A 14,739-nucleotide genomic window follows, 5' to 3' on the forward strand; every position below is an offset into this window, starting at 1 on the left:
TTTCTACTTTGACTGTTTACTGAGACTGAAAACTTTTTTTCATCGTTACCAAATAAACCCCAACAAATATTAAAATTGCTGAAATTATTTTAACCCATGTTAATTCGTCTTTTCCTAAACTGATAGCAAAAATAGTAGCAAAAAGTGGTTGCAGATAAATAAAAACAGCCACAGTAGTTGGTTTTAATTCACGCATGGAAAGTAAGTTAAACAAATAGGTGAAAAACGTAGTGAACAAAACCACAAAACCTATTTCCCAAAGGATTGGCGACGGAATTGTATGCCAATGTATTTCCTGATATTCGCTCCATCCAAAAGGAATGACCATCAACAACCCGAACGTATAAATCCATTTTACGAAAGTAAAAGCATTGTATTTCCCCATTAATTTTTTGACCACAATGAGATAAAAAGCATAGGAAAAGGCATTGATAAAAACCAAAAAATTACCCCACGAAGCATTGCTTGCATTACCTACAGATTTACCATATAGAATTAAAAAAGCTGTTCCGAAAAGACCTAACACTATTCCGAAAATCTTTCGCTTTATCATTTTTTCTTTCATAATAATGGCCGATAAAATCAGCACTATTATGGGTGTGGTTACCATAATTACTGCTGCCGAAATAGGTGAAGTAAAACTCAATCCTTTGAAAAAAGTGAGCATATTCAATGCGACGCCAAAAAAAGCGGCAGCAATTATTCGTGGAAAATCGTTTAATTGTAATTTTTCTTTTGGCCCAAAAAAAGAAACGAACCAAAATAAGATTGTGGCACCAAAAACTCTCAATAAAATAAAACCAAATGGTTTGACGTAAGTAGGCATCACGTCTTTGGCAATCGTAAACGAAACACCATAAATTACCGAAACCATTGTAGCGGCAAGTAACGCCCAAGTTCTTTTTGACATTAGCTCAATGCTTTAATAACGTCAATGATGTTTTTTTGGCTGTTTCCAATATAAATTTTATCATCAATAATAAAAACCGGTCGACTCAAAAAAGTGTAATGTTCTAGTAAATACTTTTTATAATCTTTCTCTGTTAATGATTTGTTTTTCAAATCCATCGATTTGTATAATTGTGCTTTTTTGCTAAAAAGTGCTTCATAACTTCCCGAAAGTTGGTACATTTCTTCCAATTCTTTTTCAGTTATTGGATTTTGACGAATGTCATGAAACATTAATTTATCTGAATTAGGAAGTGATTTTATAATTTTTCGACACGTGTCACACGATGCGAGATAGTATATTGTATTGGTCATATAATTTCTTTTTGCAAAAGTAAGATTTTGAATTCATATCATAGATTTAAACCATTAAGATATTTAAGAAAATTAAGTTTTGTTTTTTTCTTAATGAACTTAACTTTCTTAATGGTTTAAAAAACAAAAAACTCGCTATTTTTGTAAAAAATTTAATTCCATGAAATTCAATACCAAAGTCATTCACGGCAATCAACATCATGAAGAAGTAACTGGCGCAGTTATGCCACCAGTTTTTCAAACCTCAACCTATGCACAAACTTCACCAGGAAAACCAGTTGGCGATTATGAATATTCTCGTGCTGCAAACCCAACTCGTCAAGCCCTTGAAGATGCTTTGGCTTCTATAGAAAATGGCGCTCGTGGATTGGCTTTTGCTTCTGGATTGGCTGCTACCGATTGTTTATTGCGATTGTTTAAAGCTGGTGATGAAATCATCGCGATGGACGATTTATATGGTGGAACATATCGTTTGTTTACCCGTTTGTACAAAGACAGTGGCATCAAATTTCACTTTGTAGACATGACTGATTTGGATAAATTACAATCTTGCATCAACGAAAACACTAAGTTAGTTTGGGTGGAAACACCAACAAATCCTTTGATGAAATTAGCCGATATTGCTGCAATCGCCAAAATCACAAAAAAGCACACAATTCTTTTAGCGGTTGATAATACTTTTGCAACGCCTTATTTGCAAAAACCATTGGATTTAGGTGCTGATGTTGTGATGCATTCGGCTACGAAATATCTTGGCGGACACAGTGATGTTATTGCTGGCGCTTTGGTTATTAAAGATAAAGTTTTGGGTGACGAATTGCACTTTAAACAATTTGCTACTGGTGGAACTTTGGGTCCAATGGATAGTTTCTTGGTTTTACGAGGTATTAAGACCTTGCATTTACGTGTACAACGTCATTGTGAAAACGGAGAAAAAGTGGCAGCTTTTTTAAATTCTCATCCTAATGTTGAGAAAGTTTTCTATCCAGGATTACCAAGTCATCCGTTTCATGACATTGCCAAAAAACAAATGAGCGGTTTTGGTGGAATGGTTTCTTTTACTTTCAAATCGGGGAAAAAGGAAGACTCAATTTCATTTTTAGAGAAACTAAAAGTCTTCACGCTTGCTGAGTCTCTTGGCGGTGTTGAAAGCTTGGCCAATCATCCTGCCTTGATGACACATGCTTCTATTCCAGAAGACAAACGATTGGAAGTTGGTATTACCGATGATTTAGTTCGTTTAAGCGTTGGTGTCGAAGATATTGATGATTTATTGGCAGATTTGGAACAAGCGTTTAGGTAATAATTGACGTGTAGTTAAGAACAAAAGTTTTTAATTTTTATAATTAAATGCTTACTTTTATTTTATAAAAGTGTATTTCATCGATAATTTTAGTTCTTTTGGCGATTTTTTAAAAACATTTTATAAGTTTGAATTGTTTAATTTTAAAATCTCCCCAAATGAAAACAATTACTACCAAAGATGCCTTCAAGCTGTTGCTATTTCTGTTAATCCTTTTCAGCGCAAAAGCTATTGCTTTTACAAAACTACCAAATGAAGAGAGTTCAAGAGGTTCAGGTTCAAGGTTTAGCACTGTAAGTAAGTCTAAAACTACTTCGAAAACACATTCTAATGGTTATGCTAGTACGTATAAAGGAAAAGCAGTAAATTCAATGAATAACAAACGCTTTAAGAAGTAACTTATCCTGAAATGAAATCTAAAAGTCAGTATTCAATATTGCTTTGAGATTAGTAAAATTAAAAAGAGCCGATTCATTGAGTTGAATCGGCTCTTTTTTATAAATTAATTTTATTAGAAACCATAATTCACTCCTAATCCAATCACTTGACGCACTTGGAATCCTCTAAAAGCATTGTCGTCATAAATCGTTTGGAAGGCAATATTTGCTGTCAAAGTCTTATTGATTTTCATAACAATGTTAAGCGTGTAATCAAGATCTACGTTTTGTATATCTTCTAGGTAGTTCGTGTATAAATTTAAAATGTTTTCTGCAATTACATTTTCCATTAATTTGAATTTATAATAACCAATAAAAGACGCTCCAAACTCAAAACGCGATGAGTCTCCTTGTTCTACACCGAATGACGAACCAAATTCGGTAAAATGTGGATGAACTATGATTAATTTTGAAGTTGCTGGTGCAAAATTAAATTTGAAATCATCACTTTTTTTCCACATGATACCTGGCCCAAGTTGAAAAAAGGCTGGAGAAAAGAAATGAGAAATTTTAACATCCAAATTTGCTGGATCAAAACCTGAGTCAAATTGAGTTTTGAAACTGAAAAAAGCTGAATAATACCAATATCCTTTGGCTTTTCTTCCTAAAAGAGAATTAAATCCAACTCTGTCATCTGTTTTTTGAAGTTCCTGTCCGCTTATTTTTGATAAACCATAATTAGCAATAAATTTATTATCCCAACTCCAATTAACACTTTTATAATTTATATCGTAATCTAGCCCAACATTTCCAGAAATACTGCTTTGTCCTCCAGCTTGCCAATTGGTAAAAGATGCTTGATTAGCCAAGAAAGTGAATGTTCCTTTCTTTATCCATCCGTTTGGTTTTTCTTCCACTATTTTAGCAATAACTTCCTCTGTTTTCTTTAATCTTTCTTTGTCGTTATCCTGAGAAAAAATAATATTTACGCAAAATAATAATGAAATTGATAGTAAAATTTTATTCATCGTTCCTAAATTTAATATTTTGGCCACAAAGATAAAAATTGATTTCACTTATGCAAATGAAAACAAACACTAAACAATTGAAAATGTATAAATTACTTGGCTTTTTTGTATAAAGGAACGGCAGAACAAGCTTCGCCATACATAATGCTTTTGGCTACTTTTTGAAGTTGTTGTACGGCCACAATATAAGCACTTTCGGGAACAGGCTTTTTAGAACATCCTTTTAAAATTAATGGCTTATCTTGGTATTTTGTGTAGTCTAGTGCAAGTAATATTTCCTGATAAAGTACTGTTTCTAGATCATATATTGTTCCAAGAACAACTTTTTTGGCAAATGGTGAAACATAAGTTGTTACTAAAATCGTAGCCCAAGCGGGAACAATAGCGTCGGTTGAACAATGAATGGCAACAAAATGATTTTCATATTGTTTCCAATCATGTGTTTTTAAAGCTTCACGAAAGTCCATTTCTTTTAATAAAAATCCTTCCAAAAGCCATTGCGAAATATCAATTTGTGTTCGAATACCACTTGGATAATAATCTTCCAAATCGAAAACTTCGAGTACTGAGTTAGCTACTTTATTTATAATTTCGTCCATTTTTTAAGGTTTCAAGTTTCAGGTTTCAGGTTTAACATTTCTGGAACTTGAAACATTAAACTTGAAACAACCTTTATAACATTCCTAGTTCTAACTTTGCCTCTTCACTCATCAAATCTTTACTCCAAGGTGGATCAAAAGTGATTTCTACTTCACAAGATTTAACGGTATCAATTTTTTTTATTTTTTCTTCTACTTCTCGTGGTAATGTTTCTGCCACAGGACAGTTTGGTGAAGTTAACGTCATCAAGACTTTTACTTCATTATCCTCATTAATCATCACATCGTAGATTAATCCTAATTCGTAGATATCTACAGGAATTTCTGGGTCGTAAATGCCTTTCAGGGTTTTCACCACATTTTCTCCTAAGTTGATATCATCTTTAAATTCTTCCATCTTATTAATTTTTTGAGCTGAATGCCAAAGCATACATTTTAATTTGTTTTATCATCGAGACCAAACCGTTTGCTCGTGTTGGCGAAAGGTGTTCTTTCAAACCAATTTCATCTATAAAATTGGTATTTGCTTCTAAAATAGCTGTTGGATTTTGATTAGAAAACGCTCTTATTAAAATAGCAATTATTCCTTTGGTTGTAGAAGCATCACTGTCTGCGGTATAAATAATTTTGTTGTCTTTTTGCTCTGCATAAAGCCACACTTTGGACTGACAACCTCTAATTAAATTTTCATCCGTTTTATGTTTTTCATCAATTAAAGGAAGAGATTTTCCTAAATCAATAACATATTGATAACGATCTTCCCATTCATCAAATATTGAAAACTCATCAACAATTTCGTCTTGTATTTCTTTTATTTTCATTCTTTTTCTTTAGCTAATTCGACAATTTTATCGACTAATTTTTTTATTTCTACAGGTGGAAATTCATGGTCAAAATCTGTTGTTTCATAATTTTTATCTTGATACCTTATTTTTAAATTGGCAATTGCTGCGCCATCGTAAAAACGTTTTTGTGTTGGATCTTTTAATTTTGGAATGTCTTCCAAATTAATCTTTTGAAAATAACCTACCAATTCCTTCCAATCTGCATCAGAAATTGGTATTTCTGTTGGTATTTCCTTCTCATTTCTGTCTTTTGAAATGGTCGCTTTTTGATTTATAATAATAATTCTTTGATAAAACCCACGTGTGGTAGCGGTGTATTGAATAGTGGTGTTGGCAATATCGTTTTGCGCTTCATTGCTGCAACTTTTCCCTAAAAAAACTGTCAATAAGAATACTGTTATAACTTTCATAATTTTTTGTTTTAAGATAACATCATTTTGGCTTTTTTCAAAGCTTCTACCATCAAATCAATTTCTTCTTTGGTGTTGTAAAAAGCGAAACTTGCTCTTATCGTACCTGGAATTTTAAAAAAATCCATTATAGGTTGTGCACAATGATGCCCAGTTCGCACTGCTATTCCCATCTTATCGATAATCGTACCAATGTCGTATGGATGAATGCCATCAATGTTAAACGAAATTACAGATGTTTTGTTTAATCCAGATATATCTGGACCAAAAATTTTCAATCCTTCAATTTGCAACAATTTTTCTGTAGCGTATTCCAGTAATTCATTCTCGTATTGTGCAATGTTATCAAAACCTATTTCATTCATATAATCAATAGCGGTTCCAAGCACAATTCCACCTTCAATATTGGGCGTTCCTGCTTCAAATTTATGTGGCAAATCAGCATACGTAGTTTTTTCAAAAGAAACCGTGGCAATCATTTCGCCACCACCTTGATATGGCGGCAATTTGTTAAGCCATTCTTCTTTTCCATATAAAATTCCAACACCGGTTGGACCACAAATTTTATGTCCCGAAAACACATAAAAATCACAATCTAATGCCTGAACATCAGGTTTTAAATGTGGAACAGCTTGAGCACCATCAATTAAAACAGCAGCACCAACTCCGTGTGCTTTGTCAATCATGTATTTGATAGGATTGATAGTTCCCAAAGCATTAGAAATATGGTTTACGGTTACAATTTTTGTTTTATTCGAAAGCAATTTATCATATTCAGATAGGATTAATTCACCTTTGTCATTCATTGGAATAACTCGTAAAGTTGCACCTGTTTTTTCGCAAAGCATTTGCCAGGGCACAATATTACTATGATGTTCCAAAGCAGAAACTAAAACCTCATCGCCAGCTTTTAATAATGAAGCAAAACCATTGGCAACAGCATTAATGGCATGTGTTGTTCCTGAGGTAAAAATTACTTCATACGGCAATTTTGCATTGATATGACTTTGGATTTTACCACGAGAAACTTCATAAGCATCAGTCGCCAATTGACTTAAAGTGTGAACACCACGATGAATATTAGCATTGATTTCTTGGTAATATTTTGATATCGCATCAATAACTACTTGTGGTTTTTGCGAAGTGGCACCGTTATCAAAATAAACAAGCGGTTTGCCGTTTACTTTCTGAGAAAGTATTGGAAAATCGGCTCTAATTTTTTGTATGTCTAGCATTTCTTTATTTAGAATTTTTCTAAATACAAAAGTAAAAAAAGTGAAGTGGAAAACGCCATGAATTCACGAATATTTATGAATTGTTTGTAGTTATGCAGCGTATATTTTTATAAATTGCTTTAAATTTATTTTTATGAAAAAGTTTCTCAAGATTTTCGGTGTATTACTACTTATTTTACTTGTTTATTTACGATTAGCTATTTATCCTCAACTCGATTTAATATCGGGTTTTTCGGCAAAAAGTGTGGCTTCTGGACATTTTATTGATGGAAGAAGTTTGGAAATCATTCAGAAAAACGACAATGATATTGATAAAATAGATTGGGCAACAAATACTATCGACGATTCGGGGAAATTTGTAACTTCAAATGTTCACGGATTAAAAGATCGCAAGGCAATATATCGCGAAGGATTGGGTGTAACATTAATCAATAATGATTTTGATACTACAAAACCGTATGAATTTCCAAAAAGGAATTTTATTAAAACCGATTTGCCTTTTCCTTATGGAGATAAGGAACAAAATGATACTGTGTTTGCCAATATTGATTATGCTAAACTAAATGCTGCTGTTGCCAATGCTTTTGATAAAAAAGGAGAAAAGAATAAACGCACTCGTTCTGTAATCGTAATTTATAAAGACAAAATCATTGCCGAAAAATATGCGAATGGAATTGACAAAAACTCCAAAATTTTGGGCTGGTCGATGACCAAAAGTATTACTGCAACTTATTTTGGAATTTTACAAAAACAAGGCAAAATAGACATTATGAAGCCTGCACCAATTGATGAATGGCAAAACGATGAGCGTAAAAAAATCACCATTAACGATTTGCTGCACATGAACTCTGGTTTGGAATGGGAAGAGAAATATGATAAAATCTGTGATGCAACCAAAATGCTTTTTATAGAAGAGGACATGACAAAATCGCAAATCAATAAACCGTTTGTTGGAAAACCCAATAACTCTTGGAATTACTCTTCTGGAACCACCAATTTATTGAGTGGAATTTTGAGAAAACAATTCAAAACCCATCAAGAGTATTTAGACTTTTGGTACAATAGTTTGTTTGATAAAATTGGGATGAATTCTGCTCTAGTTGAAGTTGATATGGCTGGAAATTTTGTTGGTTCTTCATACGGATGGGCAACAACTCGTGATTGGGGAAAATTTGGCTTATTATATTTACACAAAGGCAATTGGAACGGCGAACAAATCTTTGATGAAAGTTGGGCGAAATATGTAGCCACACCAACCAATACTTCTAATGGAAAATATGGCGGACAATTTTGGTTAAACGCTGGAGGAAGATTTCCAAACGCTCCAAAAGACATGTATTATGCTAGTGGCTATCAAGGACAAATGGTGGTAATATTCCCAAGCCACGATTTAGTTATTGTGCGCATGGGATTGAGTGAAGAATTTGATTTTAATGGTTTATTGAGTGGCGTTGTTGGGAGTATTAGGAATTAAATCATTTAAAATAGGTAACTGTTTTTCCATCAAAATAACCAATTCCATTCATTGTAGTTAGAAAAATAATTTCCTTTTCACTTATAAATTCAAACTTTGTCACATTCATTTGATAACCAACCGCATCGGGCAAACCTGCTTTCCAATAAATCCAAGGTTTGAAGATAAATTCTTTAGAGGTTAGATTATTATTTTCTAAAAGCTTCCAAAATCCGTTATTGGTATAATAATAAACTTTTTTATCAAAAGGATTGAATGTAATTCCACCCAAATATTCCAAAGATTCTTTCCACTCTTGAATGATACTTTCTTTTACCTTACCATCAGTATCAATATATTTTTCTTTTTTTTTTCGATAAACCTTGTATTCTAAAACATCTGAAATATCAATGTCTTTATAGTAATCTTTTTCGGTAGTTTTGATTTTTTTAGATAATCCAGAACTTACATAAAAATGCATCATACTTGTAGCAATATAATAATGTCCCTTTTCATTTTGAGTAACACCTTTTATATTGGAAATATATAGGTTTGAAGGAAACTTTAAAATTGTATCACCATTAACAACTTTTACTTTATCTGGATAATCTTTTAATGCTTCAGCTTTTGTTTTCGTTCTAGTTTTAGGATTCCATTTATCCGTTTTCTCTTCTGTATAATTTTCATTTGGAACTGACATATCAATATAGTCTTCAGAAAATAATTGTTTTTTATTTAAATCGAAAAAACATACGTCTCCACCCCATTCGCCAGCATCATATCCAAACCAAACTCTATTTTCGTCATCTAAATAATAAACATCAATAGGGATTAAGGATCTATTTCCATTATTCAATCTTCCTGCTTTTCTATACATTGGAGAATCTTTTTCAGGTATAAAATTTTCTTTTTTATATCTAACATATTCATCTGTTATTACAATAAAATCATCGTTTTTATCAACTAAAATTTTATATACTTTCCCATCAACCTTATCTCTTGTAACATATTTATTTTTATTGATTTGTTCCTTAACAATACCATCTCTTGTTACTCCTATGATTTTATTCTTTGAATTTAAAGCAATAGATGCAAAAGTTTGTTTAGTATCTATGAATTTTTTGTTTTCAATATTTAAGATAATTAATCGGTCATCATTAGTAACAGCATAAACCAACTTATCTATAATGACAAAATCTCTAAAATTAATATTCAATAATTTTATTTGAAAAGCAGGAATACTGTCTCGTTTGAAATCTTCTTGTGAAAAAATCATTAGAGAACTGAAGAAGCAAGAAAGCAATAATAGCTTTTTAAAAAAAATTATCATTTGGTTATGTGTAGTTTTTTGTTTCTAAGTTATAAAAAAAATAAACCTTAATAATAAATAAAAGTATTCTCATTCAAAAAAAATTGCACTATCGAAAGGATGGGTTGAATATTCTGGGAAGTTTAAAACTTTAAGTCATAAATAAAAATATAAGTTTTTTATAAAATTATATAAAACAGTGACTTTGAAGTGATTCTATCTTTGTTAGGTTTAAAATGGATTAAATCGTTTAATTCACACTAAATTTAAAAAGATAAAATATGAATATCAAAAGAATTTTTGGCGGAATACTTACGCTACTTGGAATTGGAGGTCTTATTTATACGGCTGTAGTATTTGCTAACACTTCAGGAAGCGAACGCGATATCAAATCACTGATTATATATGGAATTTTAGGAGTTGTATTCTTCATTTCGGGTATTGGTTTGGTCAAAACTACAAAAGACGAGTCTTAACAAGATAATCCTAACTGCAAAGAGCGCAAAATTTAATATTATTTTGCGCTCTTTGTTATATGATTGCTTATTATGGTTTTGAAGTCGTAATAATCCCTTTTGGAATAATAAAACTAATAAAAATCGATTTTAAAAACTTTCTCCTGAACCGCCACCACTAAAACCGCCACCTCCAAAAGGCATTTTGCTTTGAGAATCCATTGGTTTTAAATCATCTTGAGAATTCACGACCAGTGCTTCAAGATTAGTTAACAAATCAATATCAGAGCTACGAGCTGGCTTAAAAGTGATGCCTGTTTCTTTGTCTTTTAACATTCTAATTCCGAAATAGGCAATTATAAAAATCAATACTCCTCCAATCATCAAAGCCAATTCAATAGGTAATACTTGATAATAATAACGAATGGTGAAAACAGAAAATCCCAGCGTGAAAAACCCAATTAATAGCATTAATTTATCTTTGCTGTAAAGCGAATATACTATATAAAACAAGGGAATTAAGAACGTAAAACCATAAAACACAAACGCAAATGGAATATCTTCTCCTTTAGCAATCGTCAATCCGAGTAAACTTTCTGAAAGTTCACGAACTACTAGGTAATTCATAGAAAAATAACCCAACAACAAACTCACTCCTTGAAGTACCATAATTGAATTTTCGTAATATAGTAACTTGATTGATGTGCTGATTTTGGTATAAATAGCATAAAAAATTACTGCCAGAAAAAAAAGTATAAACGGCAAAAATGAGGTGTCAATCACATTCTTTTCAATAACAAGGTAACAAATCGCTCCAATGAAACCTATCAAACTTAACAAAGCTGAAAATGTATGAAGATAACGAACACAGGCTGCAAATCCTATAACTCCTAATGCAATAAAAGCAACCAAAGGACTTTCAAACGTTATACTAATTGCAGCACAAAAAAATCCCTGAAATCCTAAAATGAAAGCATCATCAACACCAAATCCGTAATGCAGTTGTTCTCTTGCTAAGAATTCACTAGCAACAATGCCTACAATAGTGTAAATAAACATAATTAACCCAACATGAGAGTCAATGAGATTGATAGTAAACAATGAAAACACACCAATGATTGAGGAATATAAAAAACTTCCCAAAAGAAAAAAGCCTGTCCGAATCAACAAATTAGTGTTGCTTTTCAATATTGGCAGTTGCCCTTTAATGTCTTTCAATTGATTGTCAGAAATAAATTTTTGACTGTTGAGCCGTTTTGCTTCAGTATATAAAAAAGTGTTCTCGAGAAGTTCTTTCTGAAATACAATCATGCCTTTTGTTTGTTAAAATGTTGAATCAATTTTATAAACCCAAATATTGAACCCATAAAATACACTGGCGCCAAAATTATTACAAGCTGACCAATTGAAGAAACATCAATATGATCAATTAGCTTAAACAGTAGAATGTTTAATCCGATGTAGCCATAAAGTATGGTAAAAACAAACAGAAATGTTGAACCTATTTCATAACTTTTTTTATAAAAATAATACAACAAAACCGCTAGTAAGAAGACAAAAATAAAATAATAAGATTCTATCAATCCTGCAATTCCACAAACACCGATTAATTGTAATGCAAAAGTTAAAAACACTAATTGAAAGTGTTTTTTCAATGAAATTCTATTTGAATAAGCTTCCCAAACAAGCAAAATTCCACCAAGTGCAATGCCATAATAGGTAAGTGATGGGTTGCTGTAAATTTCATTATTCAATAAGGTTTTCGGTGTAATTGTAATTCCTATAAATGTCGCTAAACCAGTAATTCCTATGGAAAGAGCGCTTTTGTTATCAAAATAATAGGCACATGCAAAACCCACTAAACTGCAAACCAAACTTGATAATTCATACCCAAAAACAGCATATTGGTATTGCAAATATCCAATAAAAATACAACTCAAGATGGTACACAAAAGCACAATATAATCATAAACCGGATTGTCAAATAACACCTCATCTTTATGAAATCCTTTGGCTTTTTTAAAACAAAAATAAAATCCAATACTAATTAACAAAAACAACAATCCAAGCACAGCGGCATGACCAATACTGTCAATATTTTTATATATCAGAGTTCCAATTCCTGAAGTAAAGAGTAATACACCTAAGTAAAGCAAAAAACGAAGTTCATTGTGCAAGGAAAAAATACCTTTGGCATCATACTCTTTTATCGATTCTAACTGTGAATCGTTTAATAGTTTTTTTGCATATAGCTTTTTAGTGAATTCATTATATTCTGCTGCCATGTGATAATGTGATAATAATCAAATATAGCTAAATATTTGTAAAGCAGGCAAAATGTTTGTAAAAGCAAAAAAGGTTGTCTTTCGACAACCTTCATTTTATAAATCAAATCCTAAATTCACACCTAATTTAGTAGCAATAATCTGCGTAATTCGTTTTTTGAGTTCTGGGATTTTGATGCTTTCAATTACTTCATTCGAGAAGGCGTACATCAATAAAGCTTTGGCTTCTTTTTTTGGAATACCACGTTGTTGCATATAAAACATGGCTCTTTCATCTAATTGACCAATAGTACAACCATGGGAACATTTTACGTCATCAGCAAAAATTTCTAATTGAGGTTTAGCATTTATCGTGGCTTTATCGCCAATTAGAATGTTGTTGTTCTGCTGAAAAGCATCAGTTTTTTGCGCTTCTTTTTCTACGTAAATTTTTCCGTTGAAAACTCCAGTTGAACTTCCTGCTAAAATGGTTTTATAGTTTTGATGACTTTCACAATTTGGTGTAGCGTGGTTTACTAAAGTGTAATGATCTACATGTTGTTTGTCGCCAATAATGGTAATTCCTTTTAAAGTACTGTCAATTCTTTCCCCAAAATGATAAAAATTCAAGTTGTTTCTTGTGATGTTTCCACCAAATGAAAACGTGTGAACGGAAACTCTGCTTTCTTGTTTTTGAGAAATATAAGTATTATCAATCAAACTTGCAGTTTGCAAATCGTTTTGAATTTTATAGTAATCAACAATAGCGCGTTTTTGAGCAAAAATCTCGGTCACCGAATTGGTCAACACTGGATTTTCATTCAAAGATTGATGTCTTTCTATGATTTGAACATGAGCGTTTTCGCCAACAATTACTAAATTTCTTGGTTGTAACATCAAAGCACTTTCAACTCCTGTAGAGAAATAAATAATCTCGATTGGTTTTTCAACTACCTTACTTTTTGGGACGTTGATATACGCTCCTTCATTGGCAAAAGCCGTATTTAATGAAGTTAAACTCTCGTCTTTACTAGCTATTTTATTGAAATACTCATCAATAATCATTTTGTATTTTGGCTTATTTAATGCCGAAGACATTAAGCAAACATCCAAACCGTCATGAGTCGTTGCTGATAAAAAAGAACTGAATTTCCCGTCTACAAAAATAACTTTATGAGTGTCAATTTCGTGAAGGAAAAACTTCTTTACATCTTTAAATTCGATGGCATTTTCGTGTTTAGGAAAAACGGAATAATCATTTTTTAAAATGGTATTCAGCGATGTATATTTCCAAGCTTCCTCTTTCTTGGTTGGAAAACCTTTGTTTTCAAAGTTTTTAATAGCTGATGTTCGCACGTCGTAAAGTTCAGAATGAACATCGATTTGCTCTTCAAAAGCCATGAAGGATGAGATTAATTTTTCTTTCAATTCCATTTTAAACCAATTCAGCTTTAATCCAATCGTACCCTTTTTCTTCCAACTCGTAAGCCAGTTCTTTTCCGCCTGATTTTACAATTTTTCCATCCATTAAAACGTGAACGAAGTCAGGAACAATATAATCCAATAAACGTTGGTAGTGCGTGATGACTAACACTGCATTATTTTCGTTTTTAAGCTTATTAACCCCATTAGCCACGATTCGAAGTGCATCGATATCCAATCCTGAATCAGTTTCGTCAAGAATAGCCAATTTTGGTTCTAACATTGCCATTTGGAAAATCTCGTTACGTTTTTTTTCTCCACCCGAAAAACCTTCGTTTAACGAACGTGATAAAAACTTACGGTCTATTTCTAACAACTCTGATTTTTCACGAATTAATTTCAGCATTTCATTCGCTGGCATTTCTTCTTTTCCATTGGCTTTTCGGCTCTCGTTGATGGCGGTTTTCATGAAGTTGGTCACCGAAACACCTGGAATTTCTACTGGATATTGGAACGACAAGAAAACTCCTTTATGTGCTCTTTCTTCTGGCGCTAATTCTGAAATGTCTTCTCCTTCCAAAAGAATTTCTCCCTCAGTTACAATATAATTTTCATTTCCGGCAATGATGGAAGAAAGTGTACTTTTCCCTGCTCCATTTGGTCCCATAATGGCATGAACTTCTCCGGCATTAATTTGAAGATTGATACCTTTTAATATTTCTTTGTCTTCAACTGAAGCGTGTAAATTTGTTATTGATAACATTGTTTAAATGTGT

Annotated in this window: 16 protein-coding genes and 1 pseudogene; 4 read left to right on the plus strand and 13 right to left on the minus strand. The window is 32.1% G+C overall.

Annotated features, from left to right (window positions below; genetic code table 11):
* Positions 1-16: 16 nt before the first annotated feature.
* Positions 17-910: a DMT family transporter gene (locus ACSVH2_RS02015; protein WP_438091493.1), complete on the minus strand. Its 894-nt coding sequence runs from the start codon at positions 908-910 to the stop codon at positions 17-19.
* Entirely contained in the window at positions 910-1,263 is a 354-nt protein-coding gene (locus ACSVH2_RS02020) for an arsenate reductase family protein (RefSeq protein WP_438091494.1), read from the minus strand. The genes ACSVH2_RS02015 and ACSVH2_RS02020 overlap by 1 nt, the downstream gene beginning before the upstream one ends.
* Before the next feature lie 157 nt (positions 1,264-1,420).
* Here ACSVH2_RS02020 and ACSVH2_RS02025 point away from each other — a divergent pair.
* Together ACSVH2_RS02025 and ACSVH2_RS02030 are read left to right on the plus strand one after the other, a co-directional pair.
* A pseudogene (locus ACSVH2_RS02025) lies at positions 1,421-2,566 on the plus strand (cystathionine gamma-synthase); the annotation flags it as partial.
* A 158-nt stretch (positions 2,567-2,724) separates the two neighbouring features.
* Positions 2,725-2,964, plus strand: coding sequence for a hypothetical protein (locus ACSVH2_RS02030; RefSeq protein WP_438091495.1), 240 nt, complete (start codon positions 2,725-2,727; stop codon positions 2,962-2,964).
* Between the two features lie 113 nt (positions 2,965-3,077).
* Here ACSVH2_RS02030 and ACSVH2_RS02035 read toward each other — a convergent pair whose 3' ends face one another.
* From ACSVH2_RS02035 to ACSVH2_RS02060, 6 genes are all read right to left on the minus strand, one after another.
* On the minus strand, positions 3,078-3,971 hold the full coding sequence (locus tag ACSVH2_RS02035; protein ID WP_438091496.1) for a DUF3078 domain-containing protein: 894 nt from the start codon (positions 3,969-3,971) through the stop codon (positions 3,078-3,080).
* 92 nt (positions 3,972-4,063) lie between these two features.
* Positions 4,064-4,570 (minus strand): DUF2480 family protein, encoded by a 507-nt coding sequence (locus tag ACSVH2_RS02040; protein WP_438091497.1) that lies wholly within the window; start codon positions 4,568-4,570, stop codon positions 4,064-4,066.
* Between the two features lie 73 nt (positions 4,571-4,643).
* A complete protein-coding gene (locus ACSVH2_RS02045; RefSeq protein WP_121314956.1) occupies positions 4,644-4,967 on the minus strand; it encodes an SUF system Fe-S cluster assembly protein in 324 nt (107 codons plus the stop codon).
* Positions 4,968-4,971: 4 nt separating this feature from the next.
* Complete coding sequence (locus ACSVH2_RS02050) at positions 4,972-5,391, minus strand: SufE family protein (protein WP_438091498.1); 420 nt, start codon at positions 5,389-5,391, stop codon at positions 4,972-4,974.
* Positions 5,388-5,825, minus strand: coding sequence for a hypothetical protein (locus ACSVH2_RS02055; protein ID WP_438091499.1), 438 nt, complete (start codon positions 5,823-5,825; stop codon positions 5,388-5,390). The genes ACSVH2_RS02050 and ACSVH2_RS02055 overlap by 4 nt, the downstream gene beginning before the upstream one ends.
* 11 nt (positions 5,826-5,836) lie before the next feature.
* The gene (locus ACSVH2_RS02060) at positions 5,837-7,060 is read right to left on the minus strand and encodes an aminotransferase class V-fold PLP-dependent enzyme (protein ID WP_438091500.1); all 1,224 of its coding nucleotides are present in this window, start codon (positions 7,058-7,060) and stop codon (positions 5,837-5,839) included.
* A gap of 133 nt (positions 7,061-7,193) precedes the next feature.
* Between ACSVH2_RS02060 and ACSVH2_RS02065 the strand changes: the two genes are divergently transcribed.
* The gene (locus ACSVH2_RS02065; RefSeq protein WP_438091501.1) at positions 7,194-8,534 is read left to right on the plus strand and encodes a serine hydrolase domain-containing protein; all 1,341 of its coding nucleotides are present in this window, start codon (positions 7,194-7,196) and stop codon (positions 8,532-8,534) included.
* A 1-nt stretch (position 8,535) separates the two neighbouring features.
* Here ACSVH2_RS02065 and ACSVH2_RS02070 read toward each other — a convergent pair whose 3' ends face one another.
* Positions 8,536-9,843 (minus strand): hypothetical protein, encoded by a 1,308-nt coding sequence (locus tag ACSVH2_RS02070; protein WP_438091502.1) that lies wholly within the window; start codon positions 9,841-9,843, stop codon positions 8,536-8,538.
* A gap of 260 nt (positions 9,844-10,103) precedes the next feature.
* Between ACSVH2_RS02070 and ACSVH2_RS02075 the strand changes: the two genes are divergently transcribed.
* On the plus strand, positions 10,104-10,298 hold the full coding sequence (locus ACSVH2_RS02075) for a hypothetical protein (RefSeq protein WP_438091503.1): 195 nt from the start codon (positions 10,104-10,106) through the stop codon (positions 10,296-10,298).
* 129 nt (positions 10,299-10,427) lie between these two features.
* On the opposite strand, the gene ACSVH2_RS02080 is transcribed toward ACSVH2_RS02075, so the two are convergent.
* The 4 genes from ACSVH2_RS02080 to sufC form a co-directional block, all read right to left on the minus strand.
* A complete protein-coding gene (locus tag ACSVH2_RS02080) occupies positions 10,428-11,588 on the minus strand; it encodes a hypothetical protein (RefSeq protein ID WP_438091504.1) in 1,161 nt (386 codons plus the stop codon).
* Entirely contained in the window at positions 11,585-12,562 is a 978-nt protein-coding gene (locus ACSVH2_RS02085; RefSeq protein WP_438091505.1) for a DUF2157 domain-containing protein, read from the minus strand. Before ACSVH2_RS02085 ends, ACSVH2_RS02080 begins: the two co-directional genes overlap by 4 nt.
* A gap of 96 nt (positions 12,563-12,658) precedes the next feature.
* Positions 12,659-13,975, minus strand: coding sequence for a Fe-S cluster assembly protein SufD (sufD, locus tag ACSVH2_RS02090; RefSeq protein ID WP_438091506.1), 1,317 nt, complete (start codon positions 13,973-13,975; stop codon positions 12,659-12,661).
* 1 nt (position 13,976) lies between these two features.
* Positions 13,977-14,726 (minus strand): Fe-S cluster assembly ATPase SufC, encoded by a 750-nt coding sequence (gene sufC / locus ACSVH2_RS02095; protein ID WP_438091507.1) that lies wholly within the window; start codon positions 14,724-14,726, stop codon positions 13,977-13,979.
* Between the last annotated feature and the right edge of the window lie 13 nt (positions 14,727-14,739).

This window comes from Flavobacterium sp. RSB2_4_14, assembly GCF_051547085.1.
Lineage (GTDB): Bacteria > Bacteroidota > Bacteroidia > Flavobacteriales > Flavobacteriaceae > Flavobacterium.

Coding starts and splice junctions, on each gene's coding strand:
- ACSVH2_RS02015 (WP_438091493.1), bottom strand. CDS start 910: ATGTCAAAAAGAACTTGGGCGTTACTTGCCGCTACAATGGTTTCGGTA.
- ACSVH2_RS02020 (WP_438091494.1), bottom strand. CDS start 1,263: ATGACCAATACAATATACTATCTCGCATCGTGTGACACGTGTCGAAAA.
- ACSVH2_RS02030 (WP_438091495.1), top strand. CDS start 2,725: ATGAAAACAATTACTACCAAAGATGCCTTCAAGCTGTTGCTATTTCTG.
- ACSVH2_RS02035 (WP_438091496.1), bottom strand. CDS start 3,971: ATGAATAAAATTTTACTATCAATTTCATTATTATTTTGCGTAAATATT.
- ACSVH2_RS02040 (WP_438091497.1), bottom strand. CDS start 4,570: ATGGACGAAATTATAAATAAAGTAGCTAACTCAGTACTCGAAGTTTTC.
- ACSVH2_RS02045 (WP_121314956.1), bottom strand. CDS start 4,967: ATGGAAGAATTTAAAGATGATATCAACTTAGGAGAAAATGTGGTGAAA.
- ACSVH2_RS02050 (WP_438091498.1), bottom strand. CDS start 5,391: ATGAAAATAAAAGAAATACAAGACGAAATTGTTGATGAGTTTTCAATA.
- ACSVH2_RS02055 (WP_438091499.1), bottom strand. CDS start 5,825: ATGAAAGTTATAACAGTATTCTTATTGACAGTTTTTTTAGGGAAAAGT.
- ACSVH2_RS02060 (WP_438091500.1), bottom strand. CDS start 7,060: ATGCTAGACATACAAAAAATTAGAGCCGATTTTCCAATACTTTCTCAG.
- ACSVH2_RS02065 (WP_438091501.1), top strand. CDS start 7,194: ATGAAAAAGTTTCTCAAGATTTTCGGTGTATTACTACTTATTTTACTT.
- ACSVH2_RS02070 (WP_438091502.1), bottom strand. CDS start 9,843: ATGATAATTTTTTTTAAAAAGCTATTATTGCTTTCTTGCTTCTTCAGT.
- ACSVH2_RS02075 (WP_438091503.1), top strand. CDS start 10,104: ATGAATATCAAAAGAATTTTTGGCGGAATACTTACGCTACTTGGAATT.
- ACSVH2_RS02080 (WP_438091504.1), bottom strand. CDS start 11,588: ATGATTGTATTTCAGAAAGAACTTCTCGAGAACACTTTTTTATATACT.
- ACSVH2_RS02085 (WP_438091505.1), bottom strand. CDS start 12,562: ATGGCAGCAGAATATAATGAATTCACTAAAAAGCTATATGCAAAAAAA.
- sufD (WP_438091506.1), bottom strand. CDS start 13,975: ATGGAATTGAAAGAAAAATTAATCTCATCCTTCATGGCTTTTGAAGAG.
- sufC (WP_438091507.1), bottom strand. CDS start 14,726: ATGTTATCAATAACAAATTTACACGCTTCAGTTGAAGACAAAGAAATA.